Consider the following 24,107-nt stretch of genomic DNA (forward strand, 5'->3'; position numbering starts at 1 on the left):
TCCGTCGGTTTCACTTTCACTTTCAGGCGGGCTTTTAACCCCTCACCACGTCAACTGGTAGCCATGAGTCAGACCAGTCTGGACGACGACGAACTGTTCGGCGAGGCCGCGAACGAGATGCGAAGCGACGTCGAGGCCTCGTTGGCCGAGGCCCGCGACGCCCTCCCCGAGGCCGACGCGGTGTGGGACGTCGATGCCGACAACACGCTGGGCGTGCTCAACGCGCTGAAGGGCGCACTCGACGTGGGCGACGCCGAGGACCACCTGCGGGACGCCAAGAAGTGGTACACGATGGGGGAACGCGCCGACGCCTTCGAGGACGCCGACGACCTCGCCGAGGAGATAGAGACGGTCGAGGAACTCGTCGCGGACGTGGAGGCGGCCCGCGAACAGGTCGGGGACCTCACCGCGACGATTCCGCAACTCCGGAGCACGCTCGAAGAGTTCGAGGCCGACGAGGACGCGGACGCGGACACCGACGCGGACGCCGACGCCGACGCCGAGGAAGCCGAGGCCTGACGCCGCACGACCCGTCGATTCGTCCGGTATCTCGTCCGAGAAGCGCCTCGCTCGTCCCGTCCAGCGGTCGGTCACCGGTCCCTCGCTCTCCTCGATTCGGTGTCGCTCGTCTGACTTTCCTGCCTCCGCCGTCGACGTGGTGCCGCTAGCTGGTCCTGTGAGTCGCTGGGCCACACCGGGACACGCGAGCGGTCGGACTCAGACGATGGAGTCCGGTCGCGTCGCGAAGTAGTTGAACACCGCGCCCAGACCGATGCCGTAGACGACGTGGGCCGCCAGCGTCAGCACGGCGTACAGCACCAGCGCCAGTCCGGACTGGCCGGTGTAGAACGCGAGGACGAACCCCGTCCACATCGCCGCACCGAAGAAGGCCCCCGAGATGGGGTCGGACTGTCCCGGGAGGTACTCTTTCAGCGACGCGAACAGGAGCGGCCACGGGAACATCCCGCCGCCGAGGAACATGACGTACCCGAACAGTACTTCGGGAACGTAGCCGGTCAGCCCCACGAGTTCGGTGAGGATAGCGAAATCGGAGAGGCTGAACGCGCCCAGCGACTGCGCGATGAGGAAGACGACGCTCATCATCGCCGTGCCGACCAGTCCACCGGCCGCACCGACGACGCCGTCGGCGAGGATGCCTCGCAGATTGTCGAACTCCTCGCTCTCCGCGACCGAGTCGTCGTTCATCGGGTCTTCGACCCCCGGTGACGTGTCTGCCATGTTGTGTTGTACCATACCAATGAATAAAAAAGTTCGCGCACACGTTCGGGTAACGCACTGCATATGTAAGCGAACTGTCCACAATACCTAATATGAGGTGCAAAAAATCATGAGGAAACGATGGGCCACTTGGTACCACACGCCGTGGTCGGCGTCCCACTCCACGGGGGCGACGTCAGGGCACCGGCGGACGTGTTCAACAGTATCTTCGAGGTGTTTCTCGTCCTCGGGACGGCCGTCGGCGTCCTCGTGGTGACGTACACGCTGTATCACGCCATCAAGTATCGCGAGACGGCGGGCGAGGACCCCTACGCCGACAAGGTCGAACGCCCGTCGATGGGTGAGATGCCCACCGGCGGGTCGGGGGGGCGGAAGGTGTTCTACTCGTTCGGCATCAGCGCCATCATCGTCGTCTCGCTCATCGCGTGGACGTACAGTTCGCTGGCCTACGTCGAGGACGGTCCCACGATAGAGGGCGAGGAGGACATCACCGTTCAGGTCGAGGGGTTCCGCTTCGGGTGGGCGTTCATCTACCCGAACGGCCACGAGACGTCGACTCTGAAGGTGCCTCGGAACCGGGTGGTCAGATTAGAGGTGACCTCGCGGGACGTGTTCCACAACTTCGGTATCCCCGAGTTGCGGGTCAAGACCGACGCCATCCCGGGCCAGACCACCGACGCGTGGTTCACCACGAGCGAGACGGGGACGTATCAGGCGAAGTGCTACGAACTCTGTGGGAGCGGTCACTCCGTGATGGTCTCCCCCGTCGAAGTGCTGCCACAGGACGAGTACCAGTCGTGGTACGCCGGGACTAACGGGACCGAGAACGGGTCGTCGAACCAGACTGCCGCCAGCGTGGGAGGTGCCCCGGCATGAGCGACGCCCACGACCACGGCCTGCCGCCCAAATCCTCGGTCAGTAGGTGGTTCCTCACGACCAACCACAAGGACATCGGCGTCCTGTATCTCATCACCGCCCTCTTCTTCCTCGTGTTCGGCGGCCTGCTGGCACTGCTCTTCCGTCTGGAACTCATCACGCCCGGCGCGGACCTGCTTGGGTCACTGGGGTACAATCAGGCCGTCTCGACGCACGGTCTGTTGATGGTGTTCTGGTTCATCTCGCCCTTTGCCTTCGGGTTCGCCAACTACGTCGTCCCCCTGCAGATCGGGGCCGACGACCTCGCGTTCCCGCGCCTGAACGCGCTGTCGTACTGGCTGTACCTCTTCTCGGGGGTCCTGATGGGCGTCTCCTTCTTCCAGGGGACCACCTTCGCGGGCGGGTGGACGATGTACGCGCCGCTCAATACCCCGGCGTACATCCCGGGTGAGGGACTCGGTGCGACGTCGGTCGTGCTGGCGCTCATCATGTTCACCGCCGCCGTCACGCTGGGGTCGGTGAACTTCCTGACGACGATGTACCGGATGCGCGCCGAGGGCCTCCGGATGCGGGACATCCCCATCTTCTCGCTGTCTATCAACCTCACCGTCTGGATGATGCTGTTCGCGTTCGCGGCGCTACTGGCCGCGCTGATGATACTGGCCTCGGACCACATCCTCGGGACGACGTACTTCCAGTTCGCCAACGACGGGTCGACGCTGGCCACCGACGCCGACAACCCGGGTGCCTCCCTCTTGTGGGCGCACCTGTTCTGGTTCTTCGGCCATCCGGAGGTGTACATCGTCTTCTTCCCGGCGCTGGGCGTGATGGCCGAGTGCTTCCAGACGTTCACCGGGCGACGGCTGGTGGGTCGCAAGTGGTTCATCATCTCGATGGTGCTGGTCGCCATCCAGAGCTTCGTCGTCTGGATGCACCACATGTTCCTCACGGGCATCAACCTCCCAATCAAGACCATCTTCATGGCGACGACCATCGGCATCTCCCTGCCGTTCGACCTGATGGTCTTCTCGCTCATCTACACGATGGCGAAAGGGCGGGTCCGGTTCACGACGCCGTTCCTGTTCTCGCTGGGCGCGCTGATACTGTTCATCGTCGGCGGCATCACCGGCGTCTTCCTCGGCGCTATCGTCCTCGACTACCAGTTCCGCGGTACCTACTGGGTGGTCGCGCACTTCCACTACGTGATGGTCTCCGGGGCGACAGCCCTGTTTGGCGGCCTCTACTACTGGTACCCGAAGATAACCGGGAAGATGTACGACGAGACACTCGGGAAGATACACTTCGCGGTGTACTTCGTCGGGTTCAACCTGCTGTACTTCCCGATGTTCGTCGCGTGGGAGACGCCGCGCCGGGTGTTCGAGTACTCCCGCGACCTCCAGATCTGGCACTCGATGGCCACCGTCGGCGGGTTCATCCTCGGCGCGAGCATGCTCATCATGTTCTACAACCTGTTCGTCTCACTGTGGCGCGGCGAGGACGCGGGCGACAACCCGTGGGACTACGCGACGACGGCGGAGTGGGCCGTCTCCTCGCCGCCGCCGCTGGAGAACTTCCCCGGCGTCCCGACGTACGCCGACGGGTCGCTGTCGTTCATGGACGACGCGGAAGTCGCCCGGCGGACGAGCGGGTCTGGCGGCAGCGGCGTGGCCGCGGACGGCGGGACGGCGGCCGACGGCGGCACCGCTTCCGTGACGACGGCGGCCACCGCGACGCCGGCGTCGCCCGCCCACGAGACGGCCGGCGAGGAACACGCGAGCCACGCCAGTTTCTGGCCGTTCCTCGTCAGCCTCGGCGGGTTCGTCGCGTTCCTCGGTCTCTCGGGCGTGCGCACGGGGAGCGTCGTCTACGTCTCGATGGCGGCCGTCGGCGGCCTCGCGACGTTCGGGGCGCTGTTCGGGATGACCCGGGAACCGTTCCACGCGCCGGAGATGCCTATCGCCGAGCGGTGGCCCTTCGACAGCGTCGAGAAGATGAAACTCGGGATGTGGACGTTCCTCGCCAGCGACATCGTCCTGTTCGGCGCGTTCATCGGGTCGTACGCCTTCGTCCGGGTCGCCTACGGGTGGTCCGAGTGGCACCACGACCTCATCCCGGCCGAACACGTCACGATGCCGGGCCTCATCAACACCTATCTCCTGCTCACGTCGAGTTTCCTCGTCGTGCTGGCGATGGTCGCCGCCGAACGCGAGAGCAAGAAGGGGACGACGGCGGCACTCGCGGGGACGTTCGCGCTCGGCGTCGGGTTCCTCGTCAACAAGGGACTGGAGTGGCAACACCTGTTCCACATCCACACCGAGATGTTCCCTAACGGGTGGAACCTCTCGACGAACATCGCCTCGTCGACGTTCTACCTCACGACCGGTCTCCACGGCGCCCACGTCACTATCGGCCTCGTCATCTGTGCGTACATGACCTATCGGGCGTGGAACGGGGCGTATCAGGGCGACGACAGGGCCATCGAGTACTTCGGGTTGTACTGGCACTTCGTGGACATCGTCTGGCTGTTCCTGTTCCCGCTGTTCTACATCCTCTGAGGTGACATCATGGACTGGAAAGGATACACCGTCATATACGTCGTGTTGTTCGTCTTCGCAACCGCACAGGCCGTCGTCGAGTTCGCCGGCCTCGTCGACAGCGCCTACTGGGTGGCCTTTGGGGTCATCATGGTGCTGTCGGTCGTCAAGGCCGTCGGCGTCGCCGCCTACTACCAGCACCTGCGCTGGGAACCCCGGTCGGTGACGTACCTCGTGCTGGGCGGGACCGTCGCCGCCCTCGCGCTGACCGCCGCCGCCGCGTACTCCATCGTCTGACCGGGGGAGGCCGTCCCGCTCCGGTCGTCTGGGTCACCAGACGAGCACCGCCGCCAGCAAGGCGAGGCCGACGGCCCCGAAAGCGAGGCCCGTCAGGATGACACCGGTCCCGCCGCCTCCAGCGTCTAGCGGTTCTGCAGAGAGCCGGAGCGGGGTCTCGTCGCCGCCGGTGAGGACCATCTCGTCGGGGTGGCCGGCGGCGGTGTCGGCGTCGGCCCGCCGGGTGACCGTCCCGAGGACGCTCACCTCGTCGCCCGGCCGGAGCCACCCTTCCCGATAGCGCCGCCGACTCTCGTCGACGGTCGGCGTCGACGCCATCGGGTCGGTGGAGAGGCCGTCGGTCGCGTCGAGGAACCGCGCCAGTCGCGGCGGTGGCGCCTCTCCGTAGTCGGTCTCGAGGTGCGTGTCGAAGCGTTCGAATCGGCACCTGACCTCGGGCGTCGAGACGCCCGCCGACACCAGCACGCTCTCGGGTGTGAACACGTCCTCGGTCGCGTTCCCGACCACGTGGTCCCCGACGTCGACCAGTAGTCGGCCGCCGTCGACGTCGACGGCGAACGGGACGCTCGTGACGCCCCACGCGGCCTGCTCCCACGTGGTGTCGGCCGGTGTGTCGTACTGCTCCTCGATCTCGTAGCCGGCCAACACGCACTCGCGGTCGGCGACTGGCGAGGCGAGCGTCCCGTCGGCCGTCGCCGTGACCGTCCCACGGACCCGTGCGAGGGTTCCCGGCTCTGCCTCCTCCGGCGAGACGGGGTCGGCGTCGGCGAGCAACGCCGCCGTCCGGCGCTGGTCCCACCCGAAGTAACACAGGAGGCCGCCACAGACGAGTAGCAGGGCCCCGCCACCGAGCGCCACTTCCTCGAGAACGGCGACGAGCCAATCGGGCAGCACCACCATCGTCACGACAGATTGTGCGACAAATGCGTATTTGAACGTTGGGGCTCGGGCTGTCAGCGGGCCACCGTCGACGCCGAGGGCTCACCCCATCAACAACTGGGCGGTCACGGCGACCAGAAAGAGGACGCCGGCCACCGTCGCGGACTCGGCGACGGCCAGCGACCGTGGGTGGCCCCGTCGCGTGGCGGAGAGGTAGACGCCGAGCAGGAGGTAGCCCACGAGGACGAGCCCGCCGGCCACGGCGACGGCCAGACCCGCCGCGGCCTGCATCTCGACCGGGCCCGAGACGACGAGGACGACACCGCCGACGAACCCGACGACGAGCAGCGTGAACGCCACGGCGAGCACTCGCGGGTCGTCGGACAGCGTTCCGAGTTGCGTCTCCCCCTCGCCGCCGTGTGCCCAGCCGATGGACTCGGCGCTCGGCGAGTAGTGATACCAGCCGCGACTCCGTGCCACCCAGCCCAGTACCGCGACCACGAACAGCCCCATGACCGCCGTGCTCACGAGAAACGCGGTCGTCATGGTATGGCAGTACATGACACTCCATGATAACTGTTTGTGCCGTTTCGTGGGTCGTGGCGGGGTCCGGGCCCGGTTAGAAGTGTCGGGGAACCGTACGCACCGTCGACGGGTATCGAGGGTGACGCCTCGAACCCGGCCGTCCTCGAACGGGCCGACGACGTGGCGGACCTGCTGCGCGGTTAGGCCTCGACGGGTCGTTCCGCGACGGTCTCGGACTCACTCAGCGCCCGACGGACGCTCTCTTCGAAGGGGGTCAGGTCCACGTCGACTATCGACCTGATGCTGTCGTCGGTGACGACCACGCGGTTGCGCAGGCCGTCGACCAGCGGTTTGGCGACGCTGACCGGCACGTCCGTCACGAGGCCGAGCCAGCGGGCCGACAGCCCCGGCGAGAGCACCGGAACCGGGACGATGATCGGCGGGCGCCCGAGCAGGAGTTTCGCCGTCGTCGTCAGTATCTCCTGATACGTCAGCACGTCGGGCCCACCGACTTCGTACGTCTGGCCGGCCGTCTCCGGGGTCTCTAGCACCCCGACGAGGTAGGCCACCACGTCGTCGACGTGGATGGGCTGACACTCCGTGCGGACCCACGACGGCGTCACCATCACCGGCAGGCGGGCCGCTAGCTGGCGGATTATCTGGAAGCTCGCGGACCCCTCGCCGATGACGATGGCCGCCCGGAGCGCGGTCAGCGCCGCCTCGCCGTCCCCGAGGACGTGTTCGACCTCGCGCCGGGACTGGAGGTGCTCCGAGAGGTCCTCGTCCTCCTCGTTGCCGAGGCCTCCGAGGTAGACGATACGGTCGATGTCCGCCGCGTCGACGGCGTCACGGAAGGTCCGGGCGGCCCGCCGGTCCCGTTCCTCGAAGTCCTCGCCGGCCTGCATCGAGTGGACGAGGTAGTAGGCGGCGTCGACGGACGGCAGCGTCAGGTCCGGGTCCAGCACGTCTCCCTCGACGACGGAGACGCCGGCCGGCGCGTCGTAGCTGTCGGCGTCGCGGGTCATGGCGACCACCTCGTGACCCCGCGCGAGCAGTTCTGGCACGAGATGGCCACCGACGAAGCCGGTGGCTCCGGTGACGAGGACGCGCATACCCCTAGATGTCGCTCCAGTGGCTTAATGGCGACCCACGAAACGGAGCGACGTGACGGCCCTCTCGCGGTTCAGTCGTCGGCGTCGGTCCGGGCCCGGCGCTGTATCGCCCGCTGGACGAACTCTTCGGGCAGTTCGTCTATCTCGCCGGCCTGCACCGCCCAGAGGTTGGCGTACAGCCCCTCCGAGGCGAGCAGTTCCGCGTGGGTCCCGCGCTCGACGACGCGCCCGTCTTCGAGGACGAGGATGGTGTCGGCGTCTTTCACCGTCGAGAGGCGGTGGGCGATGGCGAAGGTGGTCCGCTCGCTCGTCAACTCGTCCAGCGAGCGCTGGATGAGCATCTCCGTCTCCGTGTCGACGTCGCTGGTGGCCTCGTCCAGAACGAGAATCTCCGGGTCTTTCAGCATCGCGCGGGCGATGGCGATGCGCTGGCGCTGGCCGCCCGAGAGTTTGACGCCGCGTTCGCCGACCATCGTGTCGTAGCCGTCGGGGAGGTTCTCGACGAACTGGTGGGCCTCGGCGGCCTCCGCGGCGGCGCGAATCTCCTCGTCGGTGGCGTCGAAGGTGCCGTAGGCGATGTTCTCCCTGACGGTGCCGTAGAAGAGGAACGTCTCCTGACTGACGTAGCCGATGGCCTGTCGGATGGAGGGAATCTGCACGTCTCTGAGGTCCTGTCCGTCGATGCGGACCGCGCCCTCGTCCACGTCGTACATCCGGAGGAGGAGTTTCAGCACCGTCGACTTACCTGCGCCGGTCGGCCCGACGAGGGCGACGGTGTCGCCGCCCTCGACTTCGAAGTCGACGTCTTCGACGACGGGGTCGTCGTCGTAGCCGAAGGTCACGTCGTCGTACTCGACGGCGCCCTCTGTCACCGACAGCGGCGGGGCGTCGTCGGCCTCGGCGAGTCGGCCCGGCGTCTCCATCAGGCCGAAGACGCGCTCTGCGGAGGCGTAGGCCCGCTGGTACATGTTGATTATCTGCCCGAACTGGGCCATCGGCCAGACGAACCGCTGGGTGTAGATGATGAACGCGACGAACTCGCCGGGCGAGAGCGCCACCGACAGCGCCGCGGGTGCCTCGCCGATGACCATCAGGCCGCCGACGACGAAGGTGACGACGAACCCCAGTCCCGAGACGAGTCGGAGGCCGGGGAAGAACGTGATGCGGGTCTCGATGGCGTCCCAGTTCGCGTCGAGGTACTCCTGTGAACTGTCTTCGACGCGGTCTGACTCGTAGGTTTCCGTGTTTGCGGTCTTGATTATCTGGATGCCGCTCAGGTTGTTCTCCAGCCGAGAGTTGAGTCTCCCGACCGACGAGCGCACGTCGGCGTACTTGGGCTGGATGGTCTCGATGAACCGCTTGGTGAAGACGGCGATGATGGGGACGGGCAACAGCGCGACCAGCGCCAGTTGCCAGTTCATGTAGAAGAGGTAGGTGGCGATGCCGACGACCATGATGACCAGCCGCGAAGAGGAGTTCAGCCCGTCGTTGAGGAACTTCTCCAGTCGGTTCACGTCGTTCGAGAGCACCGACATCATCTCGCCGGTCTGCTTGTCGGCGAAGAAGTCCATGTTCAGCCGCTGCATCGTCTCGTACGTGTCGGTCCGCACCGCGTGCTGGACGTGCTGGGCGAACTTGTTCCACCCCCAGTTACGCGAGTAGTGGAAGATGGCACCGCCGGCGAAGGAGGCGGCGATGAGCCCCGCGGTCAGCCACAGCTGGCCGGTCGTCTCGTCGGGAATCAGTCCCTGCGGGACGAACAGGAGGCTGTACCCGGACTCGCCCTGGATGACGGCGTCGATAGCCAGCGCCAGCAAGAGCGGTGGCAGGAGGTCCAGCATCCGCGCGAAGACGGAACTGACGAGGCCGACGAGGAAGGCCCCGCGCTGGCCACGCCCGTACTCGGTGAACAGCCGCCACATCGGCCGCTCGACGCGGTCGCGGGCGTCCTCGAAGACGTCCTCGTCGGACGCCGCGTCGATGTCCATGGTCCGTTCTCACGGGGTCGACGCGCAAAAGGCCGTCGGGCTACGCGACGCCCGCGGGCAGTTCCACCCGGTCGCCGACGCCGACGCCGGTCCGGTTGGCCCACCCGCGGTTCACCTCGAGGACGTACTTCCCGCGCCCCTCGTAGCGCTTCAGGTCGGACTCGCTGGTCCCTTCGGGCGGGAGCGGCGCGTGGTGAACGGTCGTGATGGTCCCGTTCGCGTCGACGAAGATGATGTCCAGTGGGAAGGACATGTTCCGCATCACGTAGGCGTACTCGCCTTCCTCATCGTGGACGAACAGCATCCCCTCGTTTGGCCCCATAGAGTCGGTCTTGCTCAGGCCCACGTACCGTTGTTCGAAGGTGTCGGCGATGCGAACCTCGACCGTCGCCAACCGCTCTGCGTCGTCGCGGACGGCGACGGTGGTGGCGTTCGCCGACCGGGTGGCCGTCTCGGTGGCCGTCCCGTTCGCCGTGCCGGTCGTCCCCTCGCGGACCGTCACCGTCCCCTCGTCGTACTCGCCGACGCCGAGGACGCCGACCCACGCGCCGCTCTGAAGCACGAGAACGCCGACGACGAGGAGGCCGACGAGGCCGAGGACGGCGGCCAGCGGACGGCGGTTCATACCCGCTACTGAGGGACAGGGCGACGGTAAGGGTTCCGACCGAGAGAGAAAGCGTTATTCCTGCCGGTGGAAAATTTGGGGATGCGGGTCCGTGGTCTAGTTGGTTATGACGTGGCCTTTACAAGGCCGAGGCCGGTGGTTCGAATCCGCCCGGACCCATACATTCTGCCGCGAACGAACCGTGAGCGGTGAATGTCTCTTCCGGGCGGTTCGAACTTCGGGAGTCGCGCGCAACGGAGTGAGCACGTCTCCCCCCAGTTCGAATCCGCCCGGACCCACTTCTGACGGCGACTGCGACGAACGGAGGTGAGGAGCCAGCGGCGTCTGTGTGGGATAGCGGATTCGCGCCCCGAAAGACGAGCGACGCGAGTCTTTCTCTGGTTCGAATCCGCCCGGACCCACTGAGTTCTCGCGGCGCTCACGCCGAGCGCTCTCCGTCGACGTCCCAGCCTGTTGCCCTGTCGACACCTGCCGAAAGTCACTTATTACGACCTGTGGTACCGCAAACCATGATAGACGGCTCGACGTGTCCGAAGTGTAGCGGGCGCGTCTCGACGGACAACGGCACGGAGTACACCTGTGACGACTGTGGCGCGGAGTTCGACAGCGCCGACCTCTTCCTCCCGTAGGTGGTGTGGTGACGCGCCTCGCGATTCGGCCGATGGCGGCGGGGTATCGAAATCCTTTTTTCTACCCTCGTCCTCGCACAGAGTGCGCGCCGCCTTAGCTCAGACTGGGAGAGCACTCGACTGAAGATCGAGCTGTCCCCGGTTCAAATCCGGGAGGCGGCATACCCTTCTCGGTTCACATGCCCGAACGACAATCCCCCTTAGCCAGGGGTCTGTCAGGGGGTGGTCGGCGTGACCGATTCGAACCCCGACAGCGAGGGGAGTTCTCCCGACGCAAACCCTGGGGATGAGGGCCTCGAAACTACCGTGCAAGCGTTGGAAGCGCGGCTCGACGCCCTCTCGACACAAGTCTCCGGGCTCCGTGAGGAGCTTCACGATGAGCGCGACGTACGCGAGGAGCTAGAGGAGGAGCTGGCCGCGCGTGACGAGCGCGTCGACGAACTGGAAGCGGAGGTTGCGCGCCTCGATGCGCGTACCGACATCCTGGAAGTCGTCGAGAACGCCGACAAGATGTCCGGCAAGCAGCGCGCGGTGACGCTGGTCCAGCACCTTCACAGAGCTGCGAAGGCGCGTGAACGCCGCGACGAGCCGCCTGCAGCGACCGTCGACCGGGATGAAGCCGAGGAAGCGCTCCACTACCCGAACATCGACCGGACGACGATCTACCGGGACATGGAGCGCGCGGCTCGGTTGATCAACGGCCGCGCGCTCCAGTACGAGAACGGAGAGCTACGTCTTGATCTCGACGCCGGGAGCCTTCCCCGGAAGTACACGGCTGACCAGGAGGGTGAGAATCTGTGAAGTCCTCACAACAGATGCGATGGGGGAAGCCCCCACCGGATAGGTCCAGTCTGAGCGATACCGTCTGAAACCTTAGAGTTTGCAGGGTAGGACGGTTATGTAAACAACTGTTCGTTAGCTGTTAGTACGCTCGCAAACCGCTCGCACCGCTCGCAGTCGATACGAATCAACAGCCTCCGTGGCTGTTGTGAAGACTTCACAGAATCACATGATGCCCGAAAACCACGAACTCACTGAAGAACTGATACAATTCTTCCGGGACTACTACTCGGAAGAGATCGCACAGCTCGCACAACGCTACCCCCAAGAGCAGAAATCGATCCACGTCGACTACGACGACCTGTACCGATTCGATCCGAACGTAGCCGACGACGTGCGGAACCATCCAAAGGAACTGCAGGAACACCTAGAGGAAGCGCTCCGTCTCTACGACCTGCCGGTAGCGGTCGAACTTGACGACGCCCACGTACGTATCTACAACCTCCCGGAGACACACGTATTTGACCCCTCTGGTGTGTCCCGTCACGAGAACGTCGGCCAGTTGCTCGACATCCGGGGACAGGTCCAGAAGGTCTCCGACGTGAAGCCGCGCCTCACAGAAGCCGTGTGGGAGTGCCAACGCTGTGGGATCCAGACTGAGATTCCACAATACGGCGAGAGCCTGCAGGAACCGCACGAGTGCCAGGGGTGTGAGCGACAGGGTCCGTTCTCACTCGATGCGAGCGCCAGTAGCTGGACCGACCACCAGTACGCCCGTATCCAGCAACCGCCCGAGAAAACGAACGGCGGAGAAGCACAGAGTGTCGACGCGCACCTCGAAGACGACCTGATCGAAGGCTTCGATGCCGGTAACAGGGTGATTCTGACCGGGATTCTCGACATCGAAGAGCCCGGAGCCGACCAGGGGCTTGACTTCGACACGAACCTCGACGCGCGTTCAGTCGTCAAAGAGGAGAGCGACTACGACGATGTCGACGTAGAGGAGCACCTCGACGAGATCGAAGCCATCGCAAACGGGGAACGTGGCGACCCGTACCGGCTACTTATCGACTCGATCAACCCGAAACACCGAGGCGATGAACACGTCAAGCTGGCCGTCGCGCTGCAGCTCTTCGGCGGCTGGGTACACGAGTACCCGGACGGCAGCCGCGACCGTGGCGACTGGCACATGCTCCTCCTTGGAGACCCCGGCTGTGGGAAATCCACGTTCCTCCGCTACGTCGACCAAATTGCGCCGCGGTCGACATATGCCTCGGGAAAGGGTGCGACGGCGGCGGGAATGACGGCAGCCGCTGTATCGGATGACTTCGGGGATACGGAGTGGGGACTGGAAGCCGGTGCGCTGGTACTGGCCGACGGCGGGATTGCCTGCGTCGACGAGATCGACAAGATGCAGTCCGACGCGGTATCCTCGATGCACGACGCCCTAGAGAGTCAGCAGGTCCACATCAACAAAGCCGGCATCAACGCCACGCTGAACGCCCGGACTTCGTTACTTGCAGCGGGGAATCCGAAGGACGGCCGCTTCGAGCGCTACCGTCCGAAAGGGGAGCAGATCGATATGGGACCGACACTGCTCTCCCGGTTCGACCTGATGTTCATGGTGTCCGACGAGCCCGACAGGGAGGACGATGCAGATGTCGTCGAGCACATGGTCCAGAGCCGGCAGGCTGCAGGCCGCTACACCCGGGGTGAGGAGCTGAGTGAGGAGGAACAGCAGCGGGTCGAACCCGCGATAGACCGGTCGGTGATGCGGGCTTACGTCGCTCACGCCAAACAGACTTGTCGTCCGATCATCGAGAGCGACGAAGTAGCGGAGCGACTGAAGCAGTTCTTCGTCGAGTTCCGAGCTGGGGCTGGTGAACAAGACGACGACTCACCGATTCCGGTGACATTCCGCAAGGTCGAAGCGATACAGCGGCTCGCAGAGTCGAGCGCTCGGGTTCGTCTTTCCGATACTGTGGAGGTCGAAGATGTAGAGCGGGCGATTAAGCTCGTGACGAAGTCGATGAAGCAGGTAGGGTACGATCCGGAGAGCGGTGAGTTCGATGCTGATATTATTGAAACTGGGCAGTCGAAGAGTCAGCGAGAGCGAAGACAAGCGATTCTTGACGCTGTTGCTGAACTGGATGGAGCATCTACAAAAGAGATAGCTGAAAATTTAGCCTTCAAAAAAAGCACCATTGAGAATGATATTAACCATTTAAAACAGAAGGGGATGCTCTTCCTCATAAACGAGGAACTCAGAAAAGCGTAGAAATGTTATAGAGAGCCTTTCTAACAATAATCCAGGGTGCGGTGTACCGTGGTGTGGAGGAAACAATGACGTCTGTAATCAAATTTTTATGTCTCCTGACAGAACACTCTCGCAACCGGTTCACTTAGGAGGCCGCAATGGGGTGTTCCGGACCTTTGGACTAATCTGGAACACTTTCTCGAAGAGCCTTGAATTGGAATTTCATTTCCATTATGACGTAGTGACATTTATGTAGTAGCCTGCAAATTGTCATTTGCTATGTCATTACTGGCCAAGAGGAGACAGAGGTGATGTCTTCTTGCGTATATTAGCGCGTATCAACGCACGCGCCGATACTGCCTACGACAACACGTACCACCACAAGCTTCGAGGGCGTATCTGGAACGCGCTCGACGGGACGGAGTACGATTCGATCCACGACGAGAATCGCCCGAAAGGGTTCACGTACTCGAACCCGTTCCCTCCGGGAGATATGCGGGAGGGGGACGAACGAACCCTGCTCGTAGCCTCTCCCAACGAGGAATTACTCGCCCACGTTGCTGCCGACCTCAAAGACGACCGGGAGCTGAACATCGGTGAGATGCCTTTCCACGTCGATTCTGTCAACGGGTTGGCGACCGACGTGGGCGAACCGGGCACATCGGGAACGATCGAGACGGGGACGGGCGTGCTGGTTCGGATCCCGCCATGGCGCTTCGAGGAATACGACATTGACGTTGACCACGACGAGGCGGAGTTCTGGCGACCCCAGCACACGATGGAGCCGTTCCGCAATCAAATCGAGAACAATCTCGACAAGAAACACGATCTGTTTTGTCCCGACTACCTTCCCGGGCCGTCCGAGGCTGACGGCGATCTGTTCGACGGCGCGGACCTGATCAAGACGTTCTCGATCCCGGTGACCGTGACACAGGGCCAGCGTGAGACGTGGGTGTTGAGTAAATGGCGGTTCGACTACACCGTCCGCGACGACCACCACCGTCGCCATCTGAATCTCGCTCTCGACACCGGTATCGGCGAGCGCAACTCGCTCGGGTTCGGATTCGTCAACATCACCGAGAAAGACAGTCAGGACGCTCGTACGGGAGGTCGAATCGGTGCTCGAACCTGATGCGTTCTACGAGGAGTATCCACCAGAGAAACTGGAAGACGAACTCCCGGAGCGGCCGATCTCCTCGCTTCGAGACATCCAGCATCTATATGGTCGTCTCTACACGCTGGCGACAGCAGGCGGCGGCGAGTATGCCGCGTATCTGACACCTGACCAGGCCAACGACTTGGTCGGCGCAGAAGAGAGCCTGATCGTTGTCAGAGTAGATCTATCGGGCGAGCAGCCAGAATTGGCCGACCCTCCGATTAGGATAGCTCAGTATACTGATGATCACGTCGATAAGATCTGCCACTGTTACTATTTCAACAGAGGATCAGGAATCGATCACAGTATAACTCACCGATCTGGGAAAAATAAAGAACCAGAACGACTCGGCAAATATGCAGCGGACCGTCTCACTCGGTGGCCAACCGAGGATGCCGTTACTAAGGTTGCACAACAACATGACGAGGGTTGTATAATTGACTCATTGGCCCAGATCGGCGAGCGAGACGACGTTCTCGATACCCTAAGAAACAGGATCGAGGACGATCTCGGCGGCAAACGTACCTCTCTAATCACGGTGAAAATAAAAGAGGACGAGGAATCGGATTACAAATGGCCGGGTGAAGTACCGGTTCTCAACGATGCAATGCGGGCTCAAAAGCTCCATAAACTTGTCTCAAAAGGTGAGGCAACGAACTCGGTCGGACAAGCAACTGATCTGATTACCGGAGAGGTCTGTCGTACAGTTGGTACCGCTCAAGATCCACTCAACTATTTCTTGGGCAAGCAGATGGAGAAGTTCCCGGGACTGGATCCCGACGAAGCCTGGCGGAGCCACCCCATCTCCGAGGACGGGGCGGTCACGCTGATGAACGCCGAGGAGTTCGTCGACGCCTGCTCTTACCGGACGTTCAACGCGGACGTGTACTACCTCCCGTACTTCCTCGGTCGACCGAAGCCCAAGGAGACGTACAAACTGTATTCGGCACTTCACGGCGTAGCACAGGCGGACGACATGGATCCGGTCCAGCAGTTTTACGACCGCTTCGGGGAGCACGAAGACGAGTTCGAGGGGCGGCTGCGATTTTACGTCGCCGCAGTGATGAAACACCAGATGTCTCGCTTCGACGTGTACGGCGAGACGCTGAACGGTCGACTCCACTATCCGACGGAGGTCGGTAAGCGACACGAACAGGTCTCCGGCAGTTGGGTGTTTGACGACGATGACGCGAGGAATGAGGAGCGAACATCACCGATGCCTTCTCACGAGGAGTGGCCACTGACGAACGGGGGGAACCCACGGGGGAGGGTTGCAGATGGTCGTTATCTCTACGCGACGTTCCCTTTTACCGACGAGGACACCGACGCGACAGTGGACGACGAGCGCATTGATGTTCACGTCTCGATCCTCGCCGGCGACCCAGTGCCGAGGGGCCAACTCGTCAGCGCCTACGTTGAGCGACTGCTTGACTGGGACGGCGACGATGTCCCCGAGTTCCAGATCGCTTCACAGTTCGCACAGCTGTGCGCTCTCGAAAACGCCAATCTCGTGACGACAGACGCTGGCGATACTGAATCACACCTGATCGACGGACCAGACTACGACACTATGCAATCAGATGCTGCACGAACCGACGGGGGCACTGTCGCCCTCGATCGCACCGAGAAACTCGAATCGTTCATCGACCAGACGGATGGCCTCGACAATCCCGAACGGCGAGGTGCGTTCCTGATCGGCGCACTCGTCGGCCAGGTCGGCACCTACCAACAGGCCTACCACGACCGATCGACGACCGTCATCGATCAGTACCCAATCAAGTCGATGACCAAGACAAAGGTCAAGCGCATTACGCAGGAGGTGATCGACAAGGACGTCGTCTATTCTCGGGAGAGCGCCAAGAAAGGCTCGAACATCAACTCGACGATGTACAAGGAGGTCACCAACGGGATCGTCGAGACGATGGCCGAGAAGGATCCCGACGTATGGGAGATCAGCACCGACGATCTCCGCTTCTACTACGCACTGGGTGTGACCTACGGAATGAACGACCGTTCGACGAACCAGGACGCAGAGAACAGCGACGCAGACACCGACGACACTATCGATACCAATGAGTGAACACTATCCCACCGCCTCGAACCGATCAGAGATCGTCTTCGCCTATGATGCAGTCGACGCGAACCCCAACGGCAATCCGCTCAGCGGTGCGAACCGACCACGAATCGACCCGCAGACAGACCAAGCGATCGTCACAGACGTTCGTCTCAAGCGGTACCTCCGCGACCAGCTACAGGACGACGGGCACGGCGTCTATATTCGCAATGTCAAGGAGGAAGGCGATCAGGCGACGCGCGAAGATCTTCTCGAAGATCGACTGAAGGATGTCGAACTCGACGATGTGGATGGTGACGAGATCGAAGACGCAGTCTTCCAGCAGTTCCTCGAAAACAGCGCCGACGTACGCTACTTCGGCGCGACGATGAGCGTCGATATGGACGAGGAGAAGTACGAGGATATCGCCGACGAACTCCCTAGCCACTTCACCGGTCCGGTCCAGTTCTCGCCCGGTAAGTCGCTCCATCCGGTCACCGAGAACGAGGAGTACAACAGCCTCACGAGCGTCATCGCGACTGGAAAGGGCAAAGAGCAGGGCGGCTTCGACCTCGACGACCACCGCATCCAATACGCGTTCATCGGGTTCCACGGTCTCGTGGACGAACATGGGGCCGAGGACACGCTGCTGAAGAATGAGGATGTTCGGCGGCTGGACACGTTGTGCTGGCGTGCGCTGAAGAACCAGACGATCAGCCGGAGCAAGGTCGGCCAGGAGCCGCGGCTCTACCTCCGGGTCGAGTACGAGGGCGAGAGTTTCCACCTCGGTGGTCTCGATCAGGACCTCGCACTCGATGAGGAGGCGTCCGAACCGGCCGAACAACTCCGGACGGTTCGGGACGTGTGTCTCGACGTGACAAGCCTCGTCGACCGACTCGACAAAGCGTCCGACCGGATTGACACTGTCCACGTCGTCGCCAGCGATGTCCTCGACGTTTCCGTCGACGGGGAGATAGGCGGTCACGAGTTCCTCTACGGCGCACTTGAAGATGCCATCGGTGCCGATTCCGTCCGGGTGATCGACGTGTACGAAGACGCCAAAGCGACGATGCCGGAGGAGTGAGCCGTGACCTTGCACGCCTCGACCGCGTCGAATCTCCCCGACGACGCGGAGACGTGTCTGTCGTTCACGATCAGCGGTCCGTGGGGGCACTTCCGACGTATCGAGGGCAACATCGTGAAACAGACCTACCGGGTCATCCCGCGGACAACCGTCGCGGGGCTGATCGCGGCGATGCTAGGGATCGAGCGTGACGGCTACTACGACCTGTTCGCGCCAGGGGAGTCCCTCGTCGCCATCGAACCGGCGACCGAACTCCGCACGATGAAGCTCCCCATGAACACGCTTTCGACGGCCGACGAGCACTTGGCCTCGCTGAACCCTCGTGGGAAGCTCTCGATCAAGCTCCCCGATCCGTCCAAGCCCCGCCAGCAACACAACTATGAGGTCCTCGTGGACCCAGCCTATCGGGTTGACGTGTGGCTCTCAGACGACAAGCGGTACGAACAACTGCGCTCGCTGCTCGAATCTGGGGAGTCGTACTATGTCCCGAGTCTCGGTCTCTCCGAGTACCTCGCGACGGTCGAATACCACGGGGAGTTTCCGATCGAAACGGGACCGAACGGTGAGACGGTGACTATCGACTCAACCGTTCCGGAAGCCGTCGATTCGATCGTCCCACAACCGGACACCCGCTACCAGATCGAACAGACGCCCGCGTTCATGGAACGCGACGAGGGCGGTCGGACGACCAGCGCGTTCGTCTCCTATGCCTACAACCCTGACGGGGGGTCGCTACGGCTGACGGACTTGTCACCACAGACGGTCGACGGCAGAGTCGTGGTGTTTACCTGATGACCAACGCCCCGATATCTCACCCTCCCGAGGGGGACCACGAGGCGACACTGCTCCGCCATCATCTCGACGCGGTGGCCGGTCGAACACGCGACACGATCCCGGCAGACGCCACGACGATCGGTGGCGACCCGCTCGATGAGGTTGCGGCGGTCGTGGCCCAGTGTCACGATGTCGGCAAGGCGACGACGTGGTTTCAGGAGTACGTAACAGGCCAGCGAGAGTCCAGCAAACGGACGAACCACTCCCTGTTCGGTGCCTATCTCGGGTACTACGTCCTTGATCGATCGGGCTATGACGGCGAAGACTGTCTGGCGGCTTTCGTCGCGATCGCCAAACATCACGGTCGCCTCCCGGATGTCAAAGAGTACGTCGACTGCGTCTCGCGGTTCGAGAACCAAAGCGAGGCGAACAACGAGCGCCAACGCGTCGTGATCGAGCAGGTCCGGAACGTCGACGACCATCACCGAACGTTCGCACAGTCGTTCGTCGCCGACGTAACAGAGGGTGCTGGATCGTGGGACGAGTTCGGGACGAAAATCACGGACAAAACGTTCTTCGAGACGGTCCACGAACACGTCGACAGGTTTGATTTTGGAAGCAAGCGGGCAGCACCATCCGACGAGTTCTACGGTCTGCTCATCCAGCTCTGGAGCGGGCTGATCCTCGCTGACAAGACCACAGCCGCCGGGATTGAAGACGAAGATCTCGACGCCTCCGAACCGAACGCCGCTGTCCTCTCGGAATACATCGATGGCCTCGGTGGAGAAAGTGACGAGGACAGTCAGGCCGATGTCCTCGATTGCTTCCGTGACGAGGCGAGACATGATGTCATCGCCGGCGTTGAGGAGTTTCGCGATGCCGAGTCGTCGATCGCGACGCTCACCCTCCCGACCGGGATGGGCAAGACCCTGACCGGGCTGAGCGCCGCCCTCGCGCTTCGTGGGGAGAATGGGCGCGTCGTCTATGCGCTTCCCTTCACCTCGGTCATCGATCAAGTCGCTGACGAACTCACAGACGTGTTCGACACCGACGGCTGTGACGACTTGCTCACGATTCACCACCACCTTGCCGAGACGCGCACCGAACTGGGCGACAGCGCGGAAAGGGAGGAGGACACAGACGAGAACGCCCGACGTGAGGAGATGGTCGCCGAGAGTTGGCGCTCCGGGCTGACGCTCACGACGTTTGTCCAGCTCTTCGAGAGTCTCGTCGGTCCCGGCAACACGCAGTCGATGAAACTGCCGGCGCTGTACGATTCTGTGATCGTGCTGGACGAACCACAGGCACTGCCCATGAAGTGGTGGAAGGTCGTTCGCCGGATTGCGGAGATCCTCACGGAAGAGTACGACGCGACGGTCGTCGCCATGACGGCGACGCAGCCGGCGCTGTTCAGTGATGCGTTCGAACTGGTCAACGACGTGGATCGATACTTCAACCGCTTTGAGCGCGTCGAGTACGAGGTCCACGACTCCGCTCTGGCGTTTGACGACACCGACGCTACGATGGGCTACGAGAACGCCGGCCGGGTCATCCTCAACGAGACGGGGGAGACCGACTCGGTACTCGCGATCTGCAACACCATCGATAGTGCCATCGCGCTCACTGACGCGGTTGAGGACCGCGAGGCGGTCGTCGATGTTGGCCGGTGTCTAAGGACCGAACTCGATGATGAAGGGATCGATCTCGATGCCCTCGTCGACAAGGTCACGACGACTGTCGGACCGAATGAGCGGGCACTCGTCCACCTCTCGACTCGTCTTCGGCCGCGCGACCGTCTTGCACTCGTTGAGGCGACGAAGCGCCTCACTGAGCGGTCGATCCCGCTCGTCGCAGTGTCGACACAACTCATCGAAGCCGGCGTCGACATCAGCTTCGATCGGGTATACCGCGACGTCGCACCCATCGACAGCGTCGTCCAGGCAGCAGGCCGGTGTAACCGGTCGTTCGAACGCGACTACGGTACGGTGACCCTCTGGTGGCTCGCACCGCCCGAAGGAACGACCAAGACGCCCTCACAGGCCGTGTACGACTCCCAAGGCGTAAGCACGATCTCGTTGACTTCGAAGACGCTCGATGCAGTCGGGGCAAACGAAGGAACCATCCCGGAAAGCACGATGACTCGGGAGGCCGTCCAGCACTACTACAGACTCGTGTCAGACCGAAATCCGGGGTCCCCCGAGTACGTCGACTGGGTGGACGAGGCGAACGCGGACAAACTTGGATCTCTCTCCTTGATCGGTCGGCGTGACAGTGTCGACGTCATCGTCTGTCGGACCGACGCCGACAGTCAAATGGCTGAATCGATGAAGACGGCCATTAGAGAGTTCGACTACGAGGCGTTCGAGACTCTCAGAGATGAGAGTAAGGATATCACGGTTTCTCTGCCGATCTACAGCCAGGACTCGCGTGAGGCCGAGACGGTCCGGAACCTCGAAGAGCTCGGTGATACCGGTCTCCACGTTCTCAGGCGATCCCGGAGTAAAGACTACTTCGACGAGACGAAGGGTCTGGCCGTGGACAACCCGAGCGTCGACGATCGGTTCCTATGACCGACCCGTCGGCCGACCCCGTCGACCGGTTTCTCGCCGCCGCTAGAGATGAGACCGAGGAACTTCCGTTCCGGCTCACCGGCGTCATGTTTCAGTACTACGTCGTCTGTGAGCGCGAACTCTGGTTCCTCAGCCGCGATATCGAGATCGACCGCGACACGCCGACGATCGTCCGCGGGAGCGACGTGGACGACTCGGCGTACTCGGACAAACGTCGAGACGTACGCGTCGACGGGATCATCGCCATCGACGTGCTGGACAGCGGCGAGATCTTGGAGGTCAAACCCTCCTCGTCGATGACCGAACCGGCGCGGTTGCAGTTGCTGTTCTACCTCTGGTATCTCGACCGCGTCACCGGCGTCAAGAAGACCGGCGTTCTCGCACATCCGACTGAGAAACGGCGCGAGACGATCAAACTCACTACCGAGACTAGCGGCGAGGTCGAATCGGCCATTCAGGGGATTCGCGAAGTCGTCACCGCCAAGTCCCCACCGACGGCGGAAGAAAAGCCGGTCTGTGACTCATGTGCGTATCACGACTTCTGCTGGAGCTGTTGATCATGAACGACAACTACCACGTGTTTTCCAACGGACGGATCGAACGCCATGACGACACGGTGCGGGTCGTCACCGACGACGGCGAGAAGAAGTACCTCCCGGTCGAGAACGCCGAGGCGATCTTCCTCCACGGCCAGATCGAGTACAATACTCGCTTCGTCTCCTTCCTCAATCAGGAAGGCGTTGCAGTCCACGTCTTCGGCTGGCATGACCACTACGCCGGCTCGATCATGCCAAAGCGAGGTCAGACCTCTGGCCAGACGATCGTCGATCAAGTCCGGGCCTACGACGACCCGGACCACCGGCTCAAACTGGCGAAGGCGTTCGTCGACGGGAGCATCCACAACATGCGTTCGAATGTCACCTACTACAACGGGCGTGGACACGACTTCGAGCACGTGCTGGAGGAATTGGAGGATGCCCGAGCGTCGCTTGACGGAATGGGGACGATCGACGAGACGATGGGCGTCGAAGCGCGTGGCCGGAAGGCCTACTATTCGACCTTCGACGAGATCCTTCCCGAGGGATTCGTCTTCGGCGGCCGCCAGTACAATCCACCGAACAACGAGGTCAACAGCCTGATCTCCTTTGGCAACTCGCTGGTCTATGCAAACGTCGTCTCGGCAATCCGAGCGACGGCACTCGACCCAACGGTCAGCTTCCTTCACGAACCGGGTGAACGACGCTATTCGCTGGCACTCGACATCGCCGACCTGTTCAAGCCGTTGCTCGCTGATCGGATCATCTTCAGGCTCGTCAACCGTGGTCAGCTGACTACTGACGATTTCGAGGACGACATGAACTCGTGTCTCCTGAACGAACGCGGTCGAAAGACCTACTCGAAAGCCTACGAGGAGACCCTCGAAGAGACAATCGATCACCCGAATCTGGGTAAGAAAGTGAGCTACCAGTATCTCCTCCGAGTCGAAGCATACAAACTGAAAAAACACCTCCTGACAGATGAGGAGTACGTTCCGTTCCGACGGTGGTGGTGACTGTGGTCTACGTCGTCGTGGTCTACGACATGGAAGCAGATCGGACCCACAAGATGCTGAAATTCCTCCGTCGGTATCTCACACACGTGCAAAACTCCGTGCTTGAAGGGGATGTGACCGAGGGAGACCTAGAAAAGATCCGATCCGGTGTCGACGACCTGCTCAAACCCGGAGAATCAACGATCATCTACCGCATCTCCTCCGAGAAGATGGTTGATCGAACTGTGTTCGGTGATGATCCCGCCGCTGACGACCAATTTCTATAGTTCTCCCCTCTTCCATCGACCCCCGGGGGTCCAGGGATTATCGCGGGTCGACGGAAACGATGAAGTGTGAACGGGCAGTAAAGACGAATACGTGGCCAAATCGGCCATGGTTACAGACGGACCCTTGTGGGGTCGAAGCAAACCCCAACAGGGGTATCTCGTACAGCAAACAGGAGTTACAGACGGACCCTTGTGGGGTCGAAGCGCCGAGAGGGCGACGATGCCGATGACCACCTCGCGCGTTACAGACGGACCCTTGTGGGGTCGAAGCGTCGGCCGGCGCCGTCGACGGGTCGCCGCCGCCCGGCGCGTTACAGACGGACCCTTGTGGGGTCGAAGCACCGTCCAGGTGTGCGTGCCGGCAGTTTTCGCGCTGGTTACAGACGGACCCTTGTGGGGTCGAAGCTGCAACTCGGCCGACGTCCCCCAGCCCTTGCTCGGTTACAGACGGACCCTTGTGGGGTCGAAGCGGCCAGCGTGACGCCGCCGGTCGGGCTGCTGTTGTTGTTACAGACGGACCCTTGTGGGGTCGAAGCCCGTTGCTCGTCAGGTTCGGCCACCGAGGGGCGAGTTACAGACGGACCCTTGTGGGGTCGAAGCGACACGGCGTTGTTCGTCTTCGGTGAGGAACCCGTCGTTACAGACGGACCCTTGTGGGGTCGAAGCTACACATGGATTCTGGGGTAGGAGATACCGACCGCAGTTACAGACGGACCCTTGTGGGGTCGAAGCGCCCTCGTCGGGGCCTTCGCCGCGGTGTGGCTGCTGGTTACAGACGGACCCTTGTGGGGTCGAAGCCCCTACCTCGTCAATCGATACTTCTCTCTCGGTGTTACAGACGGACCCTTGTGGGGTCGAAGCAAGTCCCGCACCATCCGTATGTCTATATTTAATTATGTTACAGACGGACC

Annotated in this window: 20 protein-coding genes, 2 tRNA genes and 1 CRISPR repeat array (1 of these 23 only partly in view); of the genes, 16 read left to right on the forward strand and 6 right to left on the reverse strand. The window is 62.5% G+C overall.

The features are described 5' to 3' along the window. Positions 1–63: 63 nt before the first annotated feature. Positions 64–519 (forward strand): DUF5790 family protein, encoded by a 456-nt coding sequence (locus tag EGH21_RS07690; protein WP_220617887.1) that lies wholly within the window; start codon positions 64–66, stop codon positions 517–519. A 198-nt stretch (positions 520–717) separates the two neighbouring features. Here the strand turns inward: EGH21_RS07690 and EGH21_RS07695 are convergent, their stop codons facing one another. Continuing rightward, entirely contained in the window at positions 718–1,239 is a 522-nt protein-coding gene (locus EGH21_RS07695; RefSeq protein WP_220617888.1) for a DUF6789 family protein, read from the reverse strand. A gap of 120 nt (positions 1,240–1,359) precedes the next feature. On the opposite strand from EGH21_RS07695, the gene coxB reads away from it, so the two are divergent. Genes coxB through EGH21_RS07710 form a run of 3 tightly spaced genes read left to right on the forward strand, consistent with a single transcriptional unit; the run spans position 1,360 to position 4,946 of the window. Continuing rightward, positions 1,360–2,115, forward strand: coding sequence for a cytochrome c oxidase subunit II (gene coxB, locus EGH21_RS07700; RefSeq protein WP_220617889.1), 756 nt, complete (start codon positions 1,360–1,362; stop codon positions 2,113–2,115). Next, complete coding sequence (locus tag EGH21_RS07705) at positions 2,112–4,670, forward strand: cbb3-type cytochrome c oxidase subunit I (protein WP_220617890.1); 2,559 nt, start codon at positions 2,112–2,114, stop codon at positions 4,668–4,670. The genes coxB and EGH21_RS07705 overlap by 4 nt, the downstream gene beginning before the upstream one ends. A 9-nt stretch (positions 4,671–4,679) precedes the next feature. Beyond that, positions 4,680–4,946 carry a cytochrome C oxidase subunit IV family protein gene (locus tag EGH21_RS07710; RefSeq protein ID WP_220617891.1) on the forward strand — a complete coding sequence of 89 codons (267 nt, stop codon included), beginning with the start codon at positions 4,680–4,682 and terminating at the stop codon, positions 4,944–4,946. 33 nt (positions 4,947–4,979) lie between these two features. Here the strand turns inward: EGH21_RS07710 and EGH21_RS07715 are convergent, their stop codons facing one another. The 5 genes from EGH21_RS07715 to EGH21_RS07735 form a co-directional block, all read right to left on the reverse strand. Next, positions 4,980–5,843 (reverse strand): hypothetical protein, encoded by an 864-nt coding sequence (locus EGH21_RS07715; protein WP_220617892.1) that lies wholly within the window; start codon positions 5,841–5,843, stop codon positions 4,980–4,982. Between the two features lie 84 nt (positions 5,844–5,927). Continuing rightward, a complete protein-coding gene (locus EGH21_RS07720) occupies positions 5,928–6,371 on the reverse strand; it encodes a hypothetical protein (protein WP_236035438.1) in 444 nt (147 codons plus the stop codon). Positions 6,372–6,550: 179 nt separating this feature from the next. Next, positions 6,551–7,462 carry an NAD(P)H-binding protein gene (locus EGH21_RS07725; protein ID WP_220617893.1) on the reverse strand — a complete coding sequence of 304 codons (912 nt, stop codon included), beginning with the start codon at positions 7,460–7,462 and terminating at the stop codon, positions 6,551–6,553. A gap of 71 nt (positions 7,463–7,533) precedes the next feature. Further along, on the reverse strand, positions 7,534–9,450 hold the full coding sequence (locus EGH21_RS07730; RefSeq protein ID WP_220617894.1) for an ABC transporter ATP-binding protein: 1,917 nt from the start codon (positions 9,448–9,450) through the stop codon (positions 7,534–7,536). 40 nt (positions 9,451–9,490) lie between these two features. Next, entirely contained in the window at positions 9,491–10,075 is a 585-nt protein-coding gene (locus tag EGH21_RS07735; protein ID WP_220617895.1) for a DUF192 domain-containing protein, read from the reverse strand. An 85-nt stretch (positions 10,076–10,160) separates the two neighbouring features. Between EGH21_RS07735 and EGH21_RS07740 the strand changes: the two genes are divergently transcribed. The 12 genes from EGH21_RS07740 to cas2 all read left to right on the forward strand — a co-directional run bounded on the left by EGH21_RS07740 (position 10,161) and on the right by cas2 (position 23,196). Continuing rightward, a tRNA-Val gene (locus EGH21_RS07740) sits at positions 10,161–10,234 on the forward strand. 558 nt (positions 10,235–10,792) lie between these two features. Continuing rightward, positions 10,793–10,866, forward strand: a tRNA-Phe gene (locus tag EGH21_RS07745). Between the two features lie 69 nt (positions 10,867–10,935). Then, positions 10,936–11,505 carry a hypothetical protein gene (locus EGH21_RS07750; RefSeq protein ID WP_236035439.1) on the forward strand — a complete coding sequence of 190 codons (570 nt, stop codon included), beginning with the start codon at positions 10,936–10,938 and terminating at the stop codon, positions 11,503–11,505. A 211-nt stretch (positions 11,506–11,716) separates the two neighbouring features. Continuing rightward, on the forward strand, positions 11,717–13,762 hold the full coding sequence (locus tag EGH21_RS07755) for a minichromosome maintenance protein MCM (RefSeq protein WP_220617897.1): 2,046 nt from the start codon (positions 11,717–11,719) through the stop codon (positions 13,760–13,762). Positions 13,763–14,060: 298 nt separating this feature from the next. Continuing rightward, positions 14,061–14,873 (forward strand): CRISPR-associated endoribonuclease Cas6, encoded by an 813-nt coding sequence (gene cas6 / locus EGH21_RS07760; protein ID WP_220617898.1) that lies wholly within the window; start codon positions 14,061–14,063, stop codon positions 14,871–14,873. Then, complete coding sequence (gene cas8b, locus EGH21_RS07765) at positions 14,860–16,977, forward strand: type I-B CRISPR-associated protein Cas8b/Csh1 (protein WP_220617899.1); 2,118 nt, start codon at positions 14,860–14,862, stop codon at positions 16,975–16,977. Before cas6 ends, cas8b begins: the two co-directional genes overlap by 14 nt. Then, positions 16,970–18,034, forward strand: coding sequence for a type I-B CRISPR-associated protein Cas7/Csh2 (gene cas7b, locus EGH21_RS07770; protein WP_220617900.1), 1,065 nt, complete (start codon positions 16,970–16,972; stop codon positions 18,032–18,034). The genes cas8b and cas7b overlap by 8 nt, the downstream gene beginning before the upstream one ends. A 3-nt stretch (positions 18,035–18,037) precedes the next feature. Next, the gene (gene cas5b / locus EGH21_RS07775) at positions 18,038–18,826 is read left to right on the forward strand and encodes a type I-B CRISPR-associated protein Cas5b (protein WP_220617901.1); all 789 of its coding nucleotides are present in this window, start codon (positions 18,038–18,040) and stop codon (positions 18,824–18,826) included. Continuing rightward, on the forward strand, positions 18,826–21,378 hold the full coding sequence (locus tag EGH21_RS07780) for a CRISPR-associated endonuclease Cas3'' (protein WP_220617902.1): 2,553 nt from the start codon (positions 18,826–18,828) through the stop codon (positions 21,376–21,378). The genes cas5b and EGH21_RS07780 overlap by 1 nt, the downstream gene beginning before the upstream one ends. Continuing rightward, positions 21,375–21,935 carry a CRISPR-associated protein Cas4 gene (locus tag EGH21_RS07785; RefSeq protein ID WP_220617903.1) on the forward strand — a complete coding sequence of 187 codons (561 nt, stop codon included), beginning with the start codon at positions 21,375–21,377 and terminating at the stop codon, positions 21,933–21,935. The genes EGH21_RS07780 and EGH21_RS07785 overlap by 4 nt, the downstream gene beginning before the upstream one ends. A gap of 2 nt (positions 21,936–21,937) precedes the next feature. Continuing rightward, on the forward strand, positions 21,938–22,930 hold the full coding sequence (gene cas1b / locus EGH21_RS07790) for a type I-B CRISPR-associated endonuclease Cas1b (RefSeq protein ID WP_220617904.1): 993 nt from the start codon (positions 21,938–21,940) through the stop codon (positions 22,928–22,930). A 2-nt stretch (positions 22,931–22,932) separates the two neighbouring features. Continuing rightward, entirely contained in the window at positions 22,933–23,196 is a 264-nt protein-coding gene (cas2, locus tag EGH21_RS07795; RefSeq protein WP_220617905.1) for a CRISPR-associated endonuclease Cas2, read from the forward strand. A gap of 109 nt (positions 23,197–23,305) precedes the next feature. Further along, positions 23,306–24,107: a CRISPR direct-repeat array (repeat unit 30 nt; unit sequence GTTACAGACGGACCCTTGTGGGGTCGAAGC) (it continues 4,746 nt past the right edge of the window).

This window comes from Haloarcula rubra, from assembly GCF_019599465.1.
Taxonomy (GTDB): Archaea; Halobacteriota; Halobacteria; order Halobacteriales; family Haloarculaceae; genus Haloarcula; species Haloarcula rubra.